At 49.1% G+C, this 19,970-nt stretch carries 15 protein-coding genes and 1 pseudogene; 12 read left to right on the top strand and 4 right to left on the bottom strand.

Annotation, left to right across the window (positions count from 1 at the left end; all coding sequences use genetic code 11):
* Positions 1 to 279 precede the first annotated feature (279 nt).
* The 4 genes and pseudogenes from C0623_07070 to C0623_07055 all read right to left on the bottom strand — a co-directional run bounded on the left by C0623_07070 (position 280) and on the right by C0623_07055 (position 2,929).
* A pseudogene (locus C0623_07070) lies at positions 280 to 477 on the bottom strand (hypothetical protein).
* A gap of 15 nt (positions 478 to 492) precedes the next feature.
* Positions 493 to 633: a CcoQ/FixQ family Cbb3-type cytochrome c oxidase assembly chaperone gene (locus tag C0623_07065; GenBank protein ID PLY00615.1), complete on the bottom strand. Its 141-nt coding sequence runs from the start codon at positions 631 to 633 to the stop codon at positions 493 to 495.
* Positions 633 to 1,511: a cytochrome-c oxidase, cbb3-type subunit II gene (ccoO, locus tag C0623_07060; protein ID PLY00614.1), complete on the bottom strand. Its 879-nt coding sequence runs from the start codon at positions 1,509 to 1,511 to the stop codon at positions 633 to 635. The genes C0623_07065 and ccoO overlap by 1 nt, the downstream gene beginning before the upstream one ends.
* A gap of 2 nt (positions 1,512 to 1,513) precedes the next feature.
* A complete protein-coding gene (locus tag C0623_07055; GenBank protein ID PLY00613.1) occupies positions 1,514 to 2,929 on the bottom strand; it encodes a cytochrome C oxidase Cbb3 in 1,416 nt (471 codons plus the stop codon).
* Between the two features lie 231 nt (positions 2,930 to 3,160).
* Here C0623_07055 and C0623_07050 point away from each other — a divergent pair, with 231 nt between their 5' ends.
* The 12 genes from C0623_07050 to C0623_06995 all read left to right on the top strand — a co-directional run bounded on the left by C0623_07050 (position 3,161) and on the right by C0623_06995 (position 19,948).
* Positions 3,161 to 4,660, top strand: a complete 1,500-nt coding sequence (locus C0623_07050; GenBank protein ID PLY00612.1) for a hypothetical protein — start codon at positions 3,161 to 3,163, stop codon at positions 4,658 to 4,660.
* 86 nt (positions 4,661 to 4,746) lie between these two features.
* Positions 4,747 to 5,715: an octaprenyl diphosphate synthase gene (locus C0623_07045; GenBank protein ID PLY00611.1), complete on the top strand. Its 969-nt coding sequence runs from the start codon at positions 4,747 to 4,749 to the stop codon at positions 5,713 to 5,715.
* 239 nt (positions 5,716 to 5,954) lie between these two features.
* Entirely contained in the window at positions 5,955 to 6,191 is a 237-nt protein-coding gene (locus tag C0623_07040; GenBank protein PLY00610.1) for a hypothetical protein, read from the top strand.
* A 64-nt stretch (positions 6,192 to 6,255) separates the two neighbouring features.
* A complete protein-coding gene (locus C0623_07035) occupies positions 6,256 to 8,757 on the top strand; it encodes a histidine kinase (protein ID PLY00609.1) in 2,502 nt (833 codons plus the stop codon).
* 162 nt (positions 8,758 to 8,919) lie between these two features.
* Positions 8,920 to 10,299: a Fis family transcriptional regulator gene (locus C0623_07030; protein ID PLY00608.1), complete on the top strand. Its 1,380-nt coding sequence runs from the start codon at positions 8,920 to 8,922 to the stop codon at positions 10,297 to 10,299.
* A gap of 427 nt (positions 10,300 to 10,726) precedes the next feature.
* Complete coding sequence (hypF, locus tag C0623_07025) at positions 10,727 to 13,003, top strand: carbamoyltransferase HypF (GenBank protein ID PLY00607.1); 2,277 nt, start codon at positions 10,727 to 10,729, stop codon at positions 13,001 to 13,003.
* Positions 13,000 to 14,064 carry a ribosome small subunit-dependent GTPase A gene (gene rsgA / locus C0623_07020; protein ID PLY00606.1) on the top strand — a complete coding sequence of 355 codons (1,065 nt, stop codon included), beginning with the start codon at positions 13,000 to 13,002 and terminating at the stop codon, positions 14,062 to 14,064. The genes hypF and rsgA overlap by 4 nt, the downstream gene beginning before the upstream one ends.
* 264 nt (positions 14,065 to 14,328) lie before the next feature.
* The gene (locus tag C0623_07015; GenBank protein ID PLY00605.1) at positions 14,329 to 15,090 is read left to right on the top strand and encodes a hypothetical protein; all 762 of its coding nucleotides are present in this window, start codon (positions 14,329 to 14,331) and stop codon (positions 15,088 to 15,090) included.
* Between the two features lie 80 nt (positions 15,091 to 15,170).
* Positions 15,171 to 15,803, top strand: coding sequence for a hypothetical protein (locus tag C0623_07010; GenBank protein PLY00604.1), 633 nt, complete (start codon positions 15,171 to 15,173; stop codon positions 15,801 to 15,803).
* Positions 15,804 to 16,470: 667 nt separating this feature from the next.
* Complete coding sequence (locus C0623_07005; GenBank protein ID PLY00603.1) at positions 16,471 to 17,091, top strand: hypothetical protein; 621 nt, start codon at positions 16,471 to 16,473, stop codon at positions 17,089 to 17,091.
* A gap of 810 nt (positions 17,092 to 17,901) precedes the next feature.
* The gene (locus C0623_07000) at positions 17,902 to 19,539 is read left to right on the top strand and encodes a hypothetical protein (GenBank protein ID PLY00602.1); all 1,638 of its coding nucleotides are present in this window, start codon (positions 17,902 to 17,904) and stop codon (positions 19,537 to 19,539) included.
* Positions 19,540 to 19,648: 109 nt separating this feature from the next.
* On the top strand, positions 19,649 to 19,948 hold the full coding sequence (locus tag C0623_06995; protein PLY00601.1) for a hypothetical protein: 300 nt from the start codon (positions 19,649 to 19,651) through the stop codon (positions 19,946 to 19,948).
* The last annotated feature ends 22 nt before the right edge of the window (positions 19,949 to 19,970 follow it).

Below are 19,970 nucleotides of genomic sequence, written 5' to 3'. Positions count from 1 at the left end.
CACCAGTGTGTCAATCTGTGCCTGGGACAGAGAGTCGGCAAAGCCGGGCATCTTGCCACCCCGTCCCGCACTGATCGATTCGCTTATTGCTTCGCGGGTTTTCCCGTAGACGTATTCATCTGTAGTCAGATCGCTACCGAAGCCGCCCTGGGCTTTTGCTCCATGGCATGCCGCACAGTGATCGGCAAATAATTTCTCGGCTTCCGATGCTTCGCTGGAGGCCGGCGGAATGGTGTTTTTCGGCGCGTTTGCCACCGGATCTGAAGACGCATAGGCGGCTTCGTGCGCCTGCATTTTCTGCTGGAATTCCTGATTGGAACTCCAGCCGCTGAAAAGGTAGTAGCCGCAAAAGATGACTCCCCAGATGATCAGTCCATAAAAGAGCACATTGAAATAGGTTGGTGGTGAATTGACCCTGTTTTCGGTGATGCCATCAAAATCGTGCGTATCGTGTTTATGTTCGTGATTTTCGAGCATGACGCCCTCCCTTGATTATTCGTCGTCGAGCATTCGGTGCTTGGGATCTTCGTACTTCCTGCGATTTTTCGACCGATAGGTGCGAAAGACAATCGCAGCGAAAACCACCAGCATTCCGAAGGTAATTCCCAGATAGAGAAGAGAGCCGAGGTCCATCAGTAATGATCCTCTTCGTAGATGTAATATTTCACGAAGTTGGTCAATTTCCAGACCTTGTCGGTCCCCAGGCTGGCAAAGGAGGGCATGCCGCCTTCCGGGATGCCGTTGTAGATCAAGCTGAAGAGCTCCGCATCCTCGTACGCAGCACCGACCAGTTCCGGTCCGATATCCCCTTCGTGATGTCGCCCATGGCAGGCGGCACAATTGGTCAGGTAGAGATCTTCCCAGGCTTCCATGGTTTTGTGGTCTGCTCCGGCATAGGGGTTGGTCAGTTCTCCGATGATTTCGACCTGGGCGGTTTTTCTCCAGGGAATGCCGGTGCCGAGTTTCTGCATGTAGGCAACAATCGCATCCATCTCGGTTTTGCCTGTCAGGGATTTTATCTCTTCCTCGCTATACGGGAAGTCGAGGGCATTCATCTTCCGCCGGATCATATCAGGATCGACCATGTTTTCGCTGAGCCAGCCGTAATCCGGCATATTGGTTTTCGGGACCATTGACCGGGGCGATTCCATGTGTTTGTAATGCCAAGCATCCGGGTATTTGCCGCCGAGACGGGCCAGATCGGGTCCGGTCCGTTTTGAGCCCCAGAGGAAGGGGCGGTCGTGGACAAATTCACCCGATTTTGAATATTCGCCGTAACGGATAACCTCGGCAACCAGCGGTCGTACTGTTTGCGAATGACAGTTGTTGCAGCCTTCGCGGATATAGATATCGCGACCTTCCTGTTCGAGGGCGCTGTACGGAGTGACCGTTTCAATCCGGTCATGCTCGGTGTTGACCCAGGCGAAGGGCAGGACCATGGTGACGATCGTGCCGATAAGGATTGTGACAGTGGCCAGAATCAGAAATATTACCGGTTTCTTTTCCCACATGATCAGGCCCTCCCTTCAGCTGTAGCAGGTTCGGCCATGGAGACTTCTCCGCTTTTTGCTGTCTTGAACAGATTGTAGATGAAGATAATGACACCGATCATGAAGATAATGCCGCCGATACTGCGGGCCCACCAGTAGGGGTACATTTCGACCATGGTCTCCATGAACGTATAAGTCAGGCTGCCGTCGTCGTTCATCGCATTCCACATGCCGGCCTGGAGGACACCGGCGACCCAGAGCGGGATCGTCCAGAGCAGCTGACCGATCAGGATCAGCCAGAAATGGAGGTTGGCCAGTGGAATGCTATAAAGTTCGCGACCATAGATACGGGGCACCAAAAAGTAGATGCCGGCAAAAGCGATCATCGACACCCAGCCCATGGTTCCCATGTGGATGTGGGCCGGAACCCAGTCGGTGTAGTGGATAAAGGCGGAAAAAGTCCGGATCGACTGCATTGGCCCTTGCAGGGTTTGCAGACCGTAGAAGGTAATGCCGAGGATCAGAAACTTGACCAGATAGTTTTCGCGCATCTGGTGCCACTGGCCGTTCATGGAGAGGTAGCCATTGATCACCGAACCCCACGACGGGGCAATCAGCATAACCGAAAACGCCATCGCCAGCGTCTGAATCCAGTCGGGAACCGGAGTCCAGAGCAGGTGATGGGCTCCGGTCCAGAGGTACATGAAAACCAGACTCCAGAAAGCGATGATCGACAGGCGGTGGCTGTATATCGGTACGCCGGTCGATTTTGGCAGGAAATAGTAGAACATCGCCAGCGGCGGCGCGGTAAAGGCCATGGCGACGGCGTTATGGCCGAACCACCAATGGACGTTGGCGTCATTGGTGCCGGCATAGGCAGAATAAGATTTGAACAGGGATACCGGAATTGCCGCGGAATTTACCAGATAGAGGATTGCCACACCGATCAGCGACGCCATGATATACCAGAGCGAAATATACATCTGCTCCTCGCGGCGTTTCATGATGGTCATGATGATGTTGACGGCAAAGACCACCCAGAGAATGACGACCATGACATCAAGTGGCCATTCCAGCTCATGATACTCCTTGGAGGTGGTGTAGCCCATCAGGAGAGTGATCGCAGCGGCAATAATCGTCGCGTTGAACAACCAGAGCTGAAAGGTCGCCAGTTTGTCGTTCCACAGCCCGGTTTTACAGAGGCGCTGCGTGATATACAGGAACATCGCAAAAATAGAGCCGACTCCCCAGCCGTAAAGTCCGGCATTGGTGTGCAGCGGCCGCAAGCGGCCGAAGGTGAGATAGGGGGGGAAGTTAAGATCCGGGTAAATCATCTGGAAAGAGGCGATGACCCCGACCAGGATTGCGACCAGCCCCCACAGTATACTCCAGTTAACGAAGCTCCTGACGATGGCGTAGTTGTATTCCGGTTTGTCCATGCAGTTCCTCCTTTTTAAACATCGGTAAAGGAAATAATTTTCTAATCTTAGGTAAGGTCTATCTAAAGGTCAAGCACCGATGATTGATTTTAAATATCACTAAAACGGTCATAAAATAATCTGATCCAGGGTGTTTGTCAATAATTTAGATAGCGGATGCAACCGGAGTTGTGTTGACCAATCGCATCGACTTGTCTATGATGCCGTTAAATATCGAATATTCAATATGTTATGAAAGCGACTCTCGGCAAAAAACTTTTTTTTTATACGGCCGTACTGCTCATTGCTGTTCTGCTCGGAACCTTTTTCTTTCTGGTCAGGAGCCAGTCCAGGCAGTGGGAGGAACACCTGCGCTTGCGAAGTATCTCGTTTGCCCGTTTCGCGACCCCTGAGCTATTGAAACAATTCAGGGGCGCTTTCACCGGACAGGATGAGAAAAACCTCGAATACGTTTATGATTTTCTCGGTTTCAACCGTGACCTGATCCGTTTTTCACTCTATTCACCGAGCGGCCGGGAGCTTTTTTCTTCACCACAGTTTCCCGACTATATTGATCTGCCGCTCGAAAAGATCGAGATGCCAGATCTGGCGCGCCGGGTTGGAGTCCCGCGAACAACGGCCGTTACCCGATCATTTGATAATGGAGACCGGTTTCTCGATTTGATTGTTCCCGCTTTCGGTCCAACCGGAGAACAGGTTCTGTCGGTACGGTATCTCATCTCCTATGATTCGGTTGATCAACGACAGACCGAGATGCGCCAACAATTTTTCCGGATCGGGCTGTTTGCCTTATGCGCATCACTTTTTCTGGCCGCGGTCGTGGCCAGGCGGGTGGCCCGACCGGTCCAGGAGCTGAACCAGGCAGTGCGGGCAATCGGCCGGGGCGAACTTGCGATACGAATGAGTGTTTCCGGCAGTGATGAACTTTCGGCACTGGCAGCCTCATTCAACGAAATGTCGGAAAATCTCGACAGCAGTCGCAGTGCCCTGACCGAAAAGAACAACGCGTTACAAAAGGCCAACGACGAGCTGCAGCAGGTTCAGGCCCAATTGCTTCGTTCGGAACGGCTGGCAGCGATTGGACAACTGGCAGCCGGAATATCGCATGAAATAGACAATCCGATCGGAATTATCCTTGGTTATGCCGAACTGCTTCTTGAGGATTGCAGCCCGGATGATCCGAGAAAAGACGATTTGCGGGCAATTATAGATGAGTGCAGGCGTTGTCGGCGGATTACCGGTGGATTACTCAGCTTTGCCCGGAGCGGGCAGGGGCATCTGGAACCGGTTGATCTTGACAGTCTCTGCCGGGAAACAATTGTTTCGCTCTCTCCACAACGGCTCTTCAAGGAGATTGTCATTGATTATGAACGTCCGGAAGTACCACTCATCGTTGAAGGAGATGCCGATCAGCTCCGGCAAATTCTGATTAATCTGTTGCTGAATGCAGGCCAGGCGATGCAGGGAAGAGGAAAGCTGGTTATCCGGCTTGTTCAAGAGCCGGGTGGTGCGGTCATCAGTGTTTCCGATAGCGGACCGGGGGTTCCTTTGGATCAGAGTGAAAAAATTTTCGAGCCGTTCTATTCAACCAAAGATCGGGACGAGGGGACCGGGCTTGGTCTTTCTCTCTGCCGTAAACTGGCCGAGGATCATGGCGGAGACCTGATTCTCGATACAACATATCGCGACGGTGCCCGGATTCGGCTCGAATTACCGGTCATGCAGCGATAAAAATACTTTGACAAGGTTCCAGACTATTCTTTAGGATGAGCGCAGTTTAACTCTTCGATGAACTGAATGGATTTTGAGTTTTTTATATGGATCAAGTCTTAACACTATTAAAGGACGATCTCGTCCGGGTTGAAGAACAGTTCAAGGAAGATCTTGCTTCCGATGTTGAACTGATTCGAAAAGTCGGAGAGTACGTTCTTGGCAGCGGCGGGAAAAGGATGCGGCCAATGCTCCTGCTGCTCTGTTCCCGCCTCGCCGGCTATACTGGCGACCGGCATGTCGCATTGGCCAGCGTTGTTGAGTTTATCCACACAGCGACCTTGCTGCATGATGATGTCGTCGATAGTGCTGTGCTGCGCCGCGGACAGGAGTCGGCCAATTCAGTCTGGGGCAACGAAGCCTCGGTCCTGGTTGGTGATTTTCTTTTTGCCAAGTCGTTTTCGATCATGGTCCGACAAGGCAGCCTCGAAATCCTGAAAACCCTTTCCGACGCGACAACATCAATGGCCGAAGGTGAGGTTCAACAACTGATCAATACCTGCGATCTCGAGATGGATGAAGATCGGTATCTTGATGTTGTTCGCAACAAGACCGCGATTCTGATCGCCGCAGCCTGTCGCGTCGGTGCAATCCTCGGATCGTCAACGGCCGATCAGGAAGAGGCGCTGGCCGGGTTCGGCATGGAAGTCGGAATTGCTTTTCAGTTGATGGATGATGCCCTCGATTATGTTGCCGATGAAACCGAGTTCGGTAAAGCCCAGGGGCACGACCTGGAAGAGGGCAAGATGACCCTGCCGCTTATCCATGCGCTGAAGCGCTGTACCGGCGAAGAGCGTTCCCGGGTCGAATCGATTATCGCAGAAGAACAACTTTCCGATGAAAGCCTTGCCGCGGTCCTTGAACTGATTCAACGCTATGACGGCATCGGCTACACTCGACAGCGAGCCGAATCAATGATCGCATCGGCCAAGTCGAAACTCCATCTTTTCCCGTCTTCGATCGAGCGTGATGCTCTGGAGACGGTTGCCGATTACGTGGTCAGCCGCCGCAAATAAGGTTATTTTGCTAATTGACGTTGTCCGCTCCCGTCATTTCAAGACTTTTATGCCATTGACACTGTTCTTGCCACTCTGAAATTTCCATTATTTATTCAGGTCTTTACCCATTTCGCCCCTTCTGCTTCAATTGGCAGGGAAATTGCTCTTATTTCTACAATGTCCGTGATTTATTTATTGTTAAATTTCCTGTGCGGCAGCATCGTTTGGCACAGGTCGATCACTCGAGGTGGGCGGCTATGAATACAGAAGAACTCGTTCATAAGTGTATCCTTCCGGTCGGCGCAGAGGAATACGAAGTTCTGGTCTATAGCAGACCGGACGGACTGCACGTCGCCAAAACAGTTCTCGCTGACGACGATGTGATCATTAACGACGGTCCGACCCTCGATTCCGCCCTGGAAAAACACCGGAACCTCCTGCCGTTGGCAATCAATTCACGGAAACTTTTTGTAGACGGCCGCAAGCGCAGTTGAGACCCCTTTGTTCCGGATGTAATTCGCCTTTCTCCTCGACCGTTCTTCCTGATATACTCCGCCCATGATTCGCCTCTCTCTCCGCATGAAGGTTCTTCTCGCTTTCTGGGCCCTGTCGCTGGTTCCGCTTGTCCTGTTGTCGTTAAATTCCGACCAGAGCCTCCGTACAATCGAAAAACTTTTGCGCGAAAATGCGACCCGGGCCCTTGATACCCAGGCCGCAAAATCGCTTGAATTAAGGGCGCGGATGGTCGCCGACGAGGTTACCGGCTTTCTCCGGGAAGTCGAAAGTGATCTTGGCGCGCTGGCTCTTCTGCCGGTTAATAATTCTGATTACCGAAAATTCCACGACGCACATAAGCGCATGGTCTGGTACCTCGGAGGGGACAATGAGAATCCCGTTGAAACCCGTGAAGAAGTTCCTCTCTACCGTGAATTGACATATATCGATGCGTCAGGACAGGAGCTCGTCAGGATTGTCGATGGAGAAATCTCGCAAGATTTGCGTGATGTTTCGAAGCCGGAGAATACAACCTATCTTTTTGAAGATTATTTTGAACAAGCCAGGAATCTGCCGCCCGGAGAGGTCTATGTTTCGCATCTGACCGGCTGGCACGTTAATAAACTGCAGCAACTTGCCGGAGCCGAAAACCCGGAGTCGGCGATTGAAGGAGCAAAGTACGAAGGCGTTGTCCGCTTTGTACTGCCGGTTTACAGTGATTCGGGTGAGCTGCAGGGGATGGTCGTCCTTTCACTCGACCATCGCCATCTTATGGAGTTTACCCAGCATATTACCCCGACCGAACAAAGCTACGTTGTTTTTCCCTCCTACGACAGCGGCAACTATGCATTCATGTTTGACGACGAAGGTTGGATGCTGACCCATCCCAAGTACTGGGATATTCGCGGCCTCGACAAAGAGGGGCGGCTGGTTCCCCCTTATACCGAAAAATCGACCCGGGAGCAGATCGATTCAGGGCTGATTCCGTTCAACCTTTTTTATGCCGATTTTATCCATGAAAATTATCCAAACGTCGCCGAGGCGGTTATCAAAGGGCGTTCGGGGGTCGTTGATGTTACCAATGTTGGCGGCTCCGAGAAAATCATGGCGTATGCGCCGATTTACTATGACAGCGGAAGCTACAGGCTGAGTGGTGTTTTTGGCGGGATAACCATCGGTGCCGAGGTGAATCAGTTTCATAAGGCCGCAACCGAGACATCCGAACTGATACGGCGTGAGATTTCCGGGTTTGTCCGGAGCTCGATGGTGATGATCGGCATGGTTGTCTTCCTGGTTCTCCTGGTTGCCATGGAACTTTCCCGGGGGGTTGTCGGCCCTTTGCAGAATCTGATCGAAGGGACCAAGAAAATGGCGCGTGGACGGCAGGTTGGTGAAGTTGTTGTGTCGTCTCGCGACGAGGTTGGCGAGCTTGCCAAATCCTTCAACGTTATGGCGCGCGAGTTGAATGAACGCCGGGCCCGTCTTTTAACGTCGCTGCAGGATCTGCGGCGTTCGCGCCGCGAAATCATACAGGAGCGGAATTTCAAGGAAGCAATCTTCGAGCACGTCGAAACCGGCATTCTGACCCTCGATTCAAACGGGATTCTGACTTCACTGAACGGGCCGGCAGCGAGAATCCTCGATGTTCCGACGGAAGTCAGTACCAATCCTCTGGACGTCGCCCTGGCATTGTGGCCCGAATTTGTCGAGGCTTTCAACTCAGGACTCGAAATTGCCGGGACCGATGCCTGGAGTCAGTATGTCGAAGTCAAGCGGGGTGAAAAAGAGATGACGTTCCGTCTGGCCATTCTGCCTCTCGGCGGCGAGTCGATTGACCGGCTTTTGACCATTGAGGATCTGACGGAACGGGTCGAAATGCGGCGGCGGATGGAGCGGGTCGACCGTCTTGCTTCTCTTGGCCGATTGTCGGCCTCGATTGCTCATGAAATTCGCAATCCTCTGACCGGGGTCAATCTGATGCTCGATGAATTGCATGATCGGATGATCGGGCGGGAAAATGATCAGGCGATCATCGTCAGGGCGTTGCAGGAGATCGAGCGCCTCGAAGGCCTGGTCAATGAGCTCCTCCATTTTGCGGCTCTGCCGAAAGCCGAGTTGAAGCCGGGGTCGGTCACAGCGGTTCTTGAAGATACCCTGTTTCTTGTCGGTAGTCAGTGCCGAAAGGCAAAGGTTGAGCTCGACCTCGGGATCGATAAAAATCTCCCCGTATTTCCGCTCGACAAGGATAAGCTGAAGCAGGCGTTCCTGAATCTTATTACCAACGCGATCGAAGCGATGCCTGACGGTGGAACCCTTGAAATCACTGCCGGGAAAATACCGGAAGGAGTCAGGGTCGTTTTTTCCGATACCGGCAAGGGCATCCCGCCGGAGGCTATGAAAGATATTTTTGAACCATTCTACACATCCAAAGGGGAGGGGTCCGGTCTCGGGCTTGCCATTACCCATAATATTATTTCTGATCATGGTGGGCGGATTGAGGTTGTAAGCCATCCGGGTCAAGGCACCCGTTTCATACTGTTCTTTCCTGTCGCAGATTACGGCTGATTCCAGCCATTTAGTTGTATTCTGACATTATATCCACAAAGAATGTAATGAATATAGGTTAAAATCAGCCTTTTTTTTTGTTGAAGGAGGGCTGGCCGAGGGTTATGTTATGCTAGCTGTGGCGATTGGCCGCCACTTATATTCTGTTTTGGACGGATTGATATGGAAAAAATTCTGATTGTTGATGACGAGGCTTTCATTCGTGAGAATCTTGAGCGGATTCTAAGCGAAGACGGTTATCGCCCGTATTCGAGCGAAAATCCACAACAAGCTATCGCCCAGGTTGCTGAAGAGGAAGTCGACCTCGTTTTGCTCGACCTCAATCTCGGCGATAAGAGCGGCCTCGATGTGCTCCGGGAAATGCGTGAAGTCGATCCCGATGTGCTGGTTATTATTATCACCGGTTACGGCACCGTTGAGAGCGCGGTCGAAGCACTCAAGATGGGTGCTTATGACTACATCAAGAAGCCGTTCAAAGCCGACGCCATTCGGCTGATTGTCAAGCTGGCACTTGAAACCCAGAGCCTGCGCCGCGAGCTGCGGCATCTCCGGCGTGAATCAAAGGAACGGACATTACTCGGTGATACCGAGATGGTTGGTTCAAGTCCGGCCCTGCTGCAGGTCTATCGCCAGGTCAGAGAGGTTGCCAAACACGAATCGGCGACCGTTCTGATTACCGGCGAGAGCGGCACCGGTAAGGAACTGGTCGCCAGGGCCGTTCATAATATGTCGCCGCGCAAAGATAAGCCCTTTATCGAAATCAATTGCGGTTCCTTGCCGTTCAACCTGCTCGAATCGGAGCTGTTCGGTCATGAACGGGGTGCCTTTACCGATGCCAAAAACCGGAAGATCGGACTGTTTGAAGAAGCGAATGGCGGGACGATCTTTCTTGATGAAATCGGTGAAATGGATCTGAACCTTCAGGTCAAACTGCTCCGGGTTCTTGAAGACCGGAAGATCCGCCGGCTCGGCGGAACCCGGAATATCGATATCGATGTCCGGGTGATTGCGGCAACCAATCGTGATATGAAAGACGCGATTGATGATAAGACTTTTCGCGAAGACCTTTACTACCGTCTGAATGTCTTCCCGATCCACATCCCGCCTCTGCGAGATCGACGTGAAGATATCCCGCCTCTGCTCGATTATTTTCTCAAGAAGTTCAACCGTGAATTCAATAAAAAAATCAATGAAGTTTCCAGGGATGCCCTCGATCTTCTGTTGCGCTACTCATGGCCCGGCAATGTCCGGGAATTGCGGAATATGGTTGAGCGGATTTGTATTATGCAGAGTGAGGATGTTATCCGGCCGGAATTTTTACCTAACGAAATATGGGGTGACGAACCGAGCAAGGAATCACCGTTCAGTTTCGACATACCTCCTGAAGGTATCTTGCTCGAAGAGATGATCGGTGAGGTCGAAAAGGAACTGATTGCCAAGGCGATTGCGATAACCGGTGGAAACGTTGCCAAGACAGCCCGTATCCTCAACGTTCCGCGTGGGACATTACGCTACAAGCTCGAGAAGTATGAATTGGATTAATCGCCATGGATGATTGTCAGCGCCAGGTGGCGAATGTTTGTAGAAGCGGCTGAAATCGGCCGCTTTTGTTTTGCCCTGCGCCAGCATCCCTTTGCGCTGTGAACTGTTTTTGTACGTAAAATCAGCAAGTTGCCTTATTTTATCAAAGTTGGCACCGGGATTGCTCTATCATCGCGCCATAACTCATATTGCCCGACCCGGTTCCCCGACCGGGTCGATTTTGCCCCGTTCCTCCACCCTCCTCCGGAACGGGGTGTTTTTTTCTCCCGGCATAATACCTGCTGAAAACACGATATTTCACCGGTAAATTAACCGCTTGAACCTCTATCCTGTGCCCTTTATCCTTTATTCTGCTAAAGATCAATGGTAAGAATATGCCTCATTAATTCTGGTTACCGTTGAAAGCCTGTTTTGTTCGGAGAGATGTATGATTCTGCGCAAGCGGATCGAAATTGAAGGTGTCGTCCAGGGGGTCGGTTTCCGGCCCTTTGTTTACAAGATGGCGCAACATTGGGGGATTTCCGGGTTTGTTCTGAATAACAGGCGTGGTGTCACCATCGAAGCGGAGGGCCCTTTTGAAAAGCTGGCCGGGTTTCTCTGGTCGGTCCGGTCCGATATCCCGCCGCTCGCTTCGATTTCGCGGTTTGACGTTTCCGACATTGCAGCGGCCGGAGACCAGTCCTTTGCCATTCTCGTGAGCGACGATGCTCCCGGCTCCACCGAAGCGCAAATATCTCCCGACACCTTTGTTTGCGACGACTGCCTGAGCGAACTTTTTGATTCTGCCGACCGGCGCTACCGTTACCCTTTCATCAACTGCACCAATTGTGGTCCCCGATACAGCATTGTCACCGGTATCCCTTATGATCGTCCCCAGACAACCATGATCGATTTCAAGATGTGTCAGGCTTGTCAGGAGGAATACGATGACCCGCAATCCCGGAGGTTTCATGCTCAGCCGAATGCTTGTCCGGTGTGCGGTCCGCAGGTGCGCCTGCTCGATGCTGCCGGCGGTGAGATCGAAACGGCAGATCCGGTTGCCGCCGCAATCGCTGCCTTGAAAAAGGGACAGATCGTTGCCGTTAAAGGGATTGGCGGGTACCATCTTGCCGTCGATACTGAAAACAATGCGGCCATAGATGAGCTGCGTAGACGCAAAGAGCGCGATGAAAAACCGTTTGCGTTGATGTCCTGTTCTATCGACGAGATTCTCACCTATACGCTTGCCGATCCGGACGAAGTGAAACTGCTGGCCGGTGTCGAGCGGCCGATTGTCCTTTTACGGAAAAAAGAGAACAGCGGCATTGGCGAAAGTGTTTCACCCCGAAACAATTATTTCGGGGTGATGCTCCCTTATGCGCCACTCCATTATCTGCTGCTTCAGGGTCAGTTCAGGGCCCTGGTCATGACCAGCGGCAATGTTTCGGATGAACCGATTGCTTTCGAAGACATTGATGCCCGCAACCGCCTTGCCGGTATCGCCGATTGTTTCCTGACCCATAATCGGCGGATTCAGACACGCTCCGATGACTCGATAGTCCGTATTGTTTCGGGAAAGACCATGATGTTGCGTCGTTCCAGGGGGTATGTTCCGCGGTCGCTGGCTTTAAGCGATAAGATGCCGCCGGTTCTGGCGACCGGCGCCGAACTGAAAAACACGTTTTGTCTGACCCGGGGCGACAGGGCGTATCTGGGCCAGCATATCGGTGATCTGAAGAACGTTGACGTTTATGAATCTTTTTGCCGCTCGATCGGTCATCTTGAAGAGATTCTCGAGGTTACACCGGTGGCGGTTGCCCACGATCTCCATCCCGATTTTTACTCGACCCGATACGCCGAGGAACTAGCCGGAATCGAGCGGGTGCCGGTTCAGCACCACCATGCTCATCTCGCCAGTTGTCTTGCTGAAAATAGCTTTGATGGCGACGCGATCGGCGTCATTTTTGACGGTCTCGGTCTTGGCATTGACGGCAAGATCTGGGGTGGTGAGTTTCTTGTCGGCGGTTATCGCAGTTTCAAGCGGATGGGTCATTTTTCCCACATTGCAATGCCGGGCGGCGATTCAGCGGTCCGTGAACCATACCGGATGGCTTTGAGTTACCTGTTCCGGGTGTATGGCGACAAGTTGCCCGATCTTCCGCTGGTCAAGGCCATATCGAAAAAAGAATTGCAGCTGTTTCAGCAGATGATTGAAAAAGGGTTGAACTCACCATTGACCTCGAGTTGTGGTCGTCTGTTTGATGCCGTTTCCGCACTGGTCGGTTTGCGCGGCGAAGTCAGTTATGAAGGGCAGGCTGCTCTTGAGCTCGAACAGGTTTCCGACCCGATGGCCGACGGATGCTACCCCTTCAACCTGGTCAAGGACGCCGGCGGATTCTGCCTTGACTACGATGCAATGATCACGGCGATCGTTGATGATGTGCTCAATGGTGAAACAACCGCTGATATCGGCGGCCGTTTTCATAATACGATAACCAATGTCGTGCTTTCGGCGACGCGCCATATCTGGAATATCACCGGCCTGGAAACGGTCGCACTTTCCGGCGGCGTGTTCCAGAACATTTTACTGACGGAGAAGGTTGTGCAGTCACTTCAGGATGACGGCTTTACCGTACTGAGTCATTCCCGGGTGCCGCCGAATGATGGCGGGCTGGCCCTGGGGCAGGCGGTGATTGCCGCTCACCAGGTTGGATTATACTCATGACTGAACCGCTTTACGGATTACCTGAACTCGGCTGGAGTCATTTTTTCCAGCAACAGCTCTCCATCGAAGAACTCGAACTTTATTCACCAGCCCGTATATTCGCCACCCACGGACAGTTGATCGATATCATCGGAGTAGATGGCCGCGATCAGGTCTCTCTGCCGGGAACCTGGAAGCATCTTGAGCCGGAGGACCTGCCGACAATTGGTGACTGGTTGCTGATTGAGTCGGAGACGCATCAACCTGTTTCATTACTGCAAAGAAAATCGTTGTTTCGGCGCATGGCGTCCGGTCGGGACGCCAGGGTTCAGTTGCTGGCGGCCAATGTCGATACGCTGTTTATTGTGACCTCTTGCAACCGGGACTTTAATCTTTCAAGACTTGAGCGCTATCTCGCGCTGGCTCTCGATGCCGGTGTTGAGCCGGTGCTGGTTTTAACAAAAGTTGATTTAATCGATTCGGTTGATGCCTTCCGGCAGGAAGCTGAATCCCTGAGACCCGGACTCGTTGTCGAACTGGTCAATTCCCGCGATCATGACTCGGTGGAAAATCTGCGCACCTGGTGTAGTGTCGGGCAAACTGTCGCCCTGGTCGGTTCATCCGGCGTCGGTAAATCGACGATCATCAATTCCCTTTGCGGTGAACAGCGCCAGGCAACCGGTGAGATCCGGGATGCCGACGCCAGGGGCCGGCATACGACAACGTCGCGCTCACTCCATTTTCTTCCCGATGGCGGCCTGCTTCTCGATAGCCCCGGGATGCGTGAGCTGCAGTTGAGTGAATGTGTCGAAGGCATTGCCGAGGTGTTTGATGAGGTCGAAGCGGTCGCCCGGCTATGCAAATTCCGTGATTGCCAGCACGAAGGCGAGAAGGGCTGTGCCATCGAAACTGCGCTCGAAAACGAAGAACTCGATCCGCGCCGGGTCGAAAACTATCTCAAACTGCAGGCTGAGCAGAAACGGATGAGTGAAACGCTAGTCGAAAAACGGCGGAAGGATAAAGCGTTTGGCAAAATGGTCAAAACGGCGATGTCGGTGAAGAAGAAAGGAAAGGGGGATTAGTTGTTGTCCCCGACTTGATCGAGAATCCATTTTTTATTTGTCAGGGTTTGTAGGAAACACCGAAAACCGAGAGTTTTGAACTCCTGATTATAAATAGGAGGATAAATAAGAAAGACCTCTGTTTGACCGATTAATATATTTTCTGTACAGTGATTTCTATTGTTTATGTAGGTTTATAAGAATCTGTAGCCGGAGGGGGCTGTTGGATTGATTGAAGCCACTCCGTATGCAGGGTGGTTTTTTATTGTTTAGTAGGAGGTATTGATGGGCATAGCCTATCTTGTCATGTTTGTTGTCTACATTTTCGTTTCCATAGTTATTATCGTTGCGGTTAAAAAGATATTCAAACGTCGTTGGTTAACTTGGCTGACAGTAGCTATCGTCCTGCTCTTTCCAACTTATGACATCATCATCCAGTTGTCTCTGCTGAAATACTACGAGCTTACTCGACAACCCCTACAGCAGATTAGCCGCACGGTCGATGCTCCCGGCAGTCTTTATTGGGAGGATAACGTTTGGCCAGGATATTCTGAAAACTATCGGTTGTGGATGATTGATCATCTGCTCGATGGCGAACATCTCGACACTCTCGCCATGAATGGGCCGGATGGGAAGATATATCTATATCGTTATGGGAAAGGCGATATTCCTGAAATTTTTAATGAGTCAAGTGCGCTTCCTAAACTCAATTACCACGTAAGTCTTGATCCCGTTTCGTTATGGTTTTGGCAGAAACCTTTTGTTTGGGCAGACAGAATAGAAATATCCGATATGCACACAAATGAATTGATTGCATTCTCGGAGAGATATATGGGGTATTCGCCACGAATATTAGTGATTAAGGCAGTTGGTGGCGAACCATTTGAAGGTGGAGGCTTTTCAGGTGATCGGTTTGTGTATGATTTAGATAACAAGACATTGTTCAAGACAAAAAACATTGATATTGCACCTGAATTAAAGCGCAGCTATTTCTCTAGGGATGGGGTGAAGTTGAGGATTAATCGTTACATTGATAGACGAAAGTAACTATTCTCGTAAATCACCATTATTAGAACGTTTTGCGTTCATTGGATTGCGGCATATTTAGGATAGATTAAAGGTAGGGTATGAGCCTTTTAGACCAAGCGTGGGAACAAAGAGAAAATGATGTTTACGTCAATCTTTTCGGAGATATCGGAGAAGGTATTTACACTCTACAATTTGAACTTTTTCAAAATCAATTTGGGTGTGAAGAAGTAGACCCACGTTGGCTTCATAGCGGTGTTTTTAAGTCCCCACCGAATGGAAACAGACAAACGTGGATTTATGTTTCCTCTGGCATGTCAAATCCTTGGGAGTCTGAAACAAGGGAAGAATACTCTGGACTAGGCACTGAGATTTTACTAGAAACAGAATGTGATGAGTCTTGGGCAATACCGCTTGTGCAGTCTCTAATTGCCTATAATATTTTGCTTTCTGTTGGTAAGTTTGGTGACAAGCCTCTACTTGATTATGGAGCAAGAATTCCACAACCAATAGCCCCCAACATCACCCATTTAATAATTGGGAAGCCTACTGAATATCCAGAAAGTATCGATTTGGTATCTGGTGAATTCGATTTTCTACAAGTTTGTGGGATCACAGAAGGAGAGTATGGATACGCAAAAGATCATGGGTCATTTGAGCTTTGTGAATTACTTCTAGAGAAAGGCATTTATCCAATTACTGACCCACGAAGAGAAGGTATGGTTTCAGGTTGATGTTTCTCATAAGTCACGAATTGCAGAAAGCAGATCGACTTCTTATTGATAGAGATATTTAGGACGATAAATCCCAACTCAATGAATCATGAAACAATTGACAGAGTAGAACTTCTTAATACCGGAGAGCTGATTTTAGGGCTAGTTGGAAAAGGTAATACTACCTACCAATATGTCTATAGAGAAGCGGCTGGTGTGTATTGGGACGAAAAGTATTTAGGATTTAAGTCTACTCCATTGAGAGAGTGGACGTGCTCTGATTGGTACAATCACATAGTTACTATCGTACGATCTGGTCTTGGTGTGGAGCTATCTCTCGCCGGGAAAGTGGACTGGGTGAATATTCCATCAAGCGAAATTGAAAAAATCAAATCGCAGTGTTAATCCGAAGCATTATTTTCTTATAAGTCACCATTGCCAGGATGAGGTCGAATTTCTTAAATTGCAGGGTATTTAGGAATGGTCGAATTGATGGCGATTCAGCTCTTCATTAGAAATAGTAGGATAAATAAGAAAGTCCTCTATTTGACCGTTCGACATATTTAAAGTAAATTGAATTTTATTATTTATGTAGGTTTGTAAGAATCTGTAGCCGGAGGGGGCTGTTGGATTGATTGAAACCACTCTGAAAACAGGGTGGTTTTTTATTGTTTAGTAGGAGGTATTGATGGGCATAGCCTATCTTGTCATGTTTGTTGTCTACATTGTCGTTTCGATAGTTATTGTCGTGACGATAAAAAAGATATTCAAACGTCGTTGGTTGACTTGGCTGACAGTCGCTATCGTCCTGCTCTTTCCCACTTATGACATCATCATTCAGTTATCTCTGCTGAAATACTACGAACTTACTCGCCAACCTCTACAGCAGATTGTTCGGACTGTTGATGCCCCCGGCAGTGTTTATTGGGAGGACAACGTTTGGCCCGGATATGATGAAAAATATAGATTATGGATGATTGATCACCTACTAGATGGTGAACATCTCGATACTCTCGCAATGAACGGGCCTGATGGAAAGATTTACCTCTATCGTTACGGGAAAGGTGACACTCCTGACGTTTTTAACAAAGCTGTTTCAATCCCCAAACCAAAATACCAAGTTAAGCTCGAACCTGTTTCATTATGGTTTTGGCAAAAGCCTTTTATCTGGGCCGATAGAATAGAAATAACTGACATGGTCTCAAATGAATTAATTGCATTTTCAGAAAGATATAGAGGATATTCACCTCAAATGGCTGTAATCCTACCTAGAGGAGGAATGCCTTTTGAAGGTGGCGATGTAATTTGAGATGATTTCGTCTATGGTTTCGATGATAAGGTTTTGTTCAAAAGTGCAGGTTTAATTGGAGCAGCTGATCGATACAGAGGTGAGTTTGCTAAAAGTAGAGTTAATAGCATAATTCATGATCGCTTAAAAAATAGAAAAGAATAATTTTGCAGTCTCAAAAGGCACGAGTGCCAGAATGGTTTTGCTGTTATTAAATTGCGGGGTATTTAGGATGAAATCAGTAGGGCAAATATGATCGGCTATTTGATCTTTTTAGGCATTCCTGCTTTGGTATTTGTGGCATTAACCGCTGCTGAAAAATACACTCCGCTGAAGAGGCTTCTAATTGCTTTTTTAACCTTCCTTGTTCTGATAATTGTATTTGTGATCATTATTATTATCGGTGGTGACAAGCCGATATAAATTTCTCATAAGTCACACATTACAAGATGGCTCTGGCAATTCTTAGATTGCAGTGTTTATAGGAATAGTCAGATTTGAGGGCAATTTAGCACTTCATTAGAAATAGGAGGATTAATAAGAAAGTCCTCTGTTTGACCGTTCGATATATTTCAAGTACATTAAGTTTTATTATTTATGTAGGTTTGTAGGAATATGGTACTCGGAGGGGGCTGTTGGATTGATTGAAGCCACTCTGTGCGCAGGGTGGTTTCTTGTTTAGGGCCAGCCTTAGAAGCGATAGAAAAGATTAAACTAAATAAAATAATGTAGTAAATGTAAGAAAAAAGCAAGAAACACTTGATAGTATTAGGGCACATAGGGTTCTAGCGTTTGTTGTGGACAGATTAACTCATTCTAGGAGGGGACAAAATGTTCAGGTTGATTCAAGTAATCTTTATACTTCTGGTTTTTTTGTGTGGGTTGCAGGGGGCTGTCTTTGCCGAGGTTGTACCTTTTAAAGGGAACGCCAATGCCCTGATTCTGTTCAGTAATGAATGGACTGCATATACTCACGGGTATGTTAATGAGCCCTACTATAATAACAGCAGGGATTATTACGGTTATTTTGACCCCAATAAGTATTACGAGTACCAGAAAAACGCCGGGTTCGCTCCTGTAGGCGCGACGAGTAATCATTACGTTCCCCAGGTTGAAACGATGGCTGGCGATTTCTGGAGTGGAAATTTTCTGAATTGGGCCACTATGTCCAATGCCGACTTGGTGCGAAAAACATTCACCGGCGGCAAACGGAGCAAAGACACAAGCAAGCAGACCCGCCTTCAACGCGCTGATATATCAAGCCGACCTTGGAGAGTCAGATATACCGGAGCGGATTTGAGTAGACTTGTCCCACTCGTCTACGCTGACCCTTCATATGTGTTTCATAATGCTGGAACAACACTTTTCGTGACAACAGCTTCGGGCAACGTGATTTCGGATCATTTTGAGTTTGAAGTTGAAGTGTGTGTTAGCTCCATGCTTGAAAATAATTGCCGTATTTACGGAGATCACTTCAAACCTGACGGGCTGCTGCAACTGAACAGCGAAGGTAACTTTGGTTTAATGAGCTATTCCGCTTCCCAAGCAACAGAGGGTGGAATTCTCCGTGTGCCGATTGGTCCGATTGTAAAAGAATTTTCCAGTAAGTCTGGAACCTTCACGCCGCAAAAGGGTATCATCAATTTCATCAACAATTTTGACCATAAAGGTTGGAGTCCTTTGGCGGAAATGTATTATGAGGCTCTGCGTTATCTGAAAGGAAATGAGGCAGGGCAGTCGGTATATTGTGGTGAAGGTCTTGTTTCCGAAGGGAAATTTCCAGTTTATGGCTGCGATTCACGTAAACCGTGGGTTGACCCGTTTACCTCCTCTCTTCAACATACAAGTATTATTATCGTTTCAGACGAGTACCCCAGTAAAGATTTAAATTCTGTTCCCGGCTCATACTTCAACCCGACCTATGTTGATCAGCCGATGAGTTTTGGAATGAACGCACCCTACAATCCAGATGTCGCTGGTCTGACAAGACTTGTGGGAGATGCGGAAGGTGTTACGGGAACTCAGCAAATGGTCGCAGTTGGAAATTACCGATGTCGTATGGAGACTGTAACAGACCTTGCCTCTGTCTCTGGTATTTGTCCATCCGAACCTCAGTCAGAAGGGACATTTAATATTGCGGGTTTGGCCTATGAGGCATTCACCGGGGATTTACGCCCGGATTTTGAATATCGTCAAATTGTTCAAACTTTTGTTTTGGCATACCGGGGGTCACAGTCTACATTTAATAGCCCAACTGAGCTCCCTATGAGTCCCTTAATGCTTGCAGCCAAGTATGGATCCTTTGGCGATTTGAACGGAAATGGTTTGCCTGATTTACAGGAAGAATGGGCCGATGAAAATAGAATGGATGTGAATGGAAATTATCTGCCATTTAGATTCTTTTACGCTGAACACGGCGGCGAACTAATCAATTCATTTTGGCATGTATTCTTGCCCATTTATAAATAGATAAAACTGATAAAGATTAGCCCCGGGGGATTTGCGACCTGGGGCTTTTTTTAACAACTACTGACAGGCTGATTTCGACCCTACTGAATTGCGAGACAAATAAGACGGTATGAAAAGGTGGGAATTATATAAAGGCGATGAAAAGATTGCTGACATTAATATGTCGGGTGTAGATCAGCCGTGGTTCATTGGAGAACTGTCTGCACTCGGTTCTTTTGAGCAATATAGACCCCTGTTCGTAAGACTCAATCAGTTTATCAAGAAGGGTGAATTTTCTTCTAAAGATTCTGAAGTGGCTGCCGAGGAAATTGCTGTTTTAGGGTTGTCGCTGAAAGATGTTGCTGAGAATAAAGTTTATTCTGAGATGATGATAAACATCGATGGCGATGACGTTTGGTGGAGAGTTTAAATTTCCTATAAGTCACGACTGC

The organism is Desulfuromonas sp., from assembly GCA_002869615.1.
Lineage (GTDB): Bacteria > Desulfobacterota > Desulfuromonadia > Desulfuromonadales > UBA2294 > BM707.
This window is presented reverse-complemented; position numbering and strand designations above follow the sequence as displayed.

Excerpts from the sequence above, each read along its gene's own strand:
- C0623_07065 (PLY00615.1), bottom strand. The coding sequence starts at position 633 with ATGGACCTCGGCTCTCTTCTCTATCTGGGAATTACCTTCGGAATGCTG.
- C0623_06995 (PLY00601.1), top strand. The coding sequence starts at position 19,649 with ATGAAAAGGTGGGAATTATATAAAGGCGATGAAAAGATTGCTGACATT.
- C0623_07005 (PLY00603.1), top strand. The coding sequence starts at position 16,471 with ATGGGCATAGCCTATCTTGTCATGTTTGTTGTCTACATTGTCGTTTCG.
- C0623_07055 (PLY00613.1), bottom strand. The coding sequence starts at position 2,929 with ATGGACAAACCGGAATACAACTACGCCATCGTCAGGAGCTTCGTTAAC.
- C0623_07010 (PLY00604.1), top strand. The coding sequence starts at position 15,171 with ATGAGCCTTTTAGACCAAGCGTGGGAACAAAGAGAAAATGATGTTTAC.
- hypF (PLY00607.1), top strand. The coding sequence starts at position 10,727 with ATGATTCTGCGCAAGCGGATCGAAATTGAAGGTGTCGTCCAGGGGGTC.
- rsgA (PLY00606.1), top strand. The coding sequence starts at position 13,000 with ATGACTGAACCGCTTTACGGATTACCTGAACTCGGCTGGAGTCATTTT.
- C0623_07015 (PLY00605.1), top strand. The coding sequence starts at position 14,329 with ATGGGCATAGCCTATCTTGTCATGTTTGTTGTCTACATTTTCGTTTCC.
- C0623_07000 (PLY00602.1), top strand. The coding sequence starts at position 17,902 with ATGTTCAGGTTGATTCAAGTAATCTTTATACTTCTGGTTTTTTTGTGT.
- C0623_07030 (PLY00608.1), top strand. The coding sequence starts at position 8,920 with ATGGAAAAAATTCTGATTGTTGATGACGAGGCTTTCATTCGTGAGAAT.
- C0623_07050 (PLY00612.1), top strand. The coding sequence starts at position 3,161 with ATGAAAGCGACTCTCGGCAAAAAACTTTTTTTTTATACGGCCGTACTG.
- C0623_07035 (PLY00609.1), top strand. The coding sequence starts at position 6,256 with ATGATTCGCCTCTCTCTCCGCATGAAGGTTCTTCTCGCTTTCTGGGCC.
- C0623_07045 (PLY00611.1), top strand. The coding sequence starts at position 4,747 with ATGGATCAAGTCTTAACACTATTAAAGGACGATCTCGTCCGGGTTGAA.
- ccoO (PLY00614.1), bottom strand. The coding sequence starts at position 1,511 with ATGTGGGAAAAGAAACCGGTAATATTTCTGATTCTGGCCACTGTCACA.
- C0623_07040 (PLY00610.1), top strand. The coding sequence starts at position 5,955 with ATGAATACAGAAGAACTCGTTCATAAGTGTATCCTTCCGGTCGGCGCA.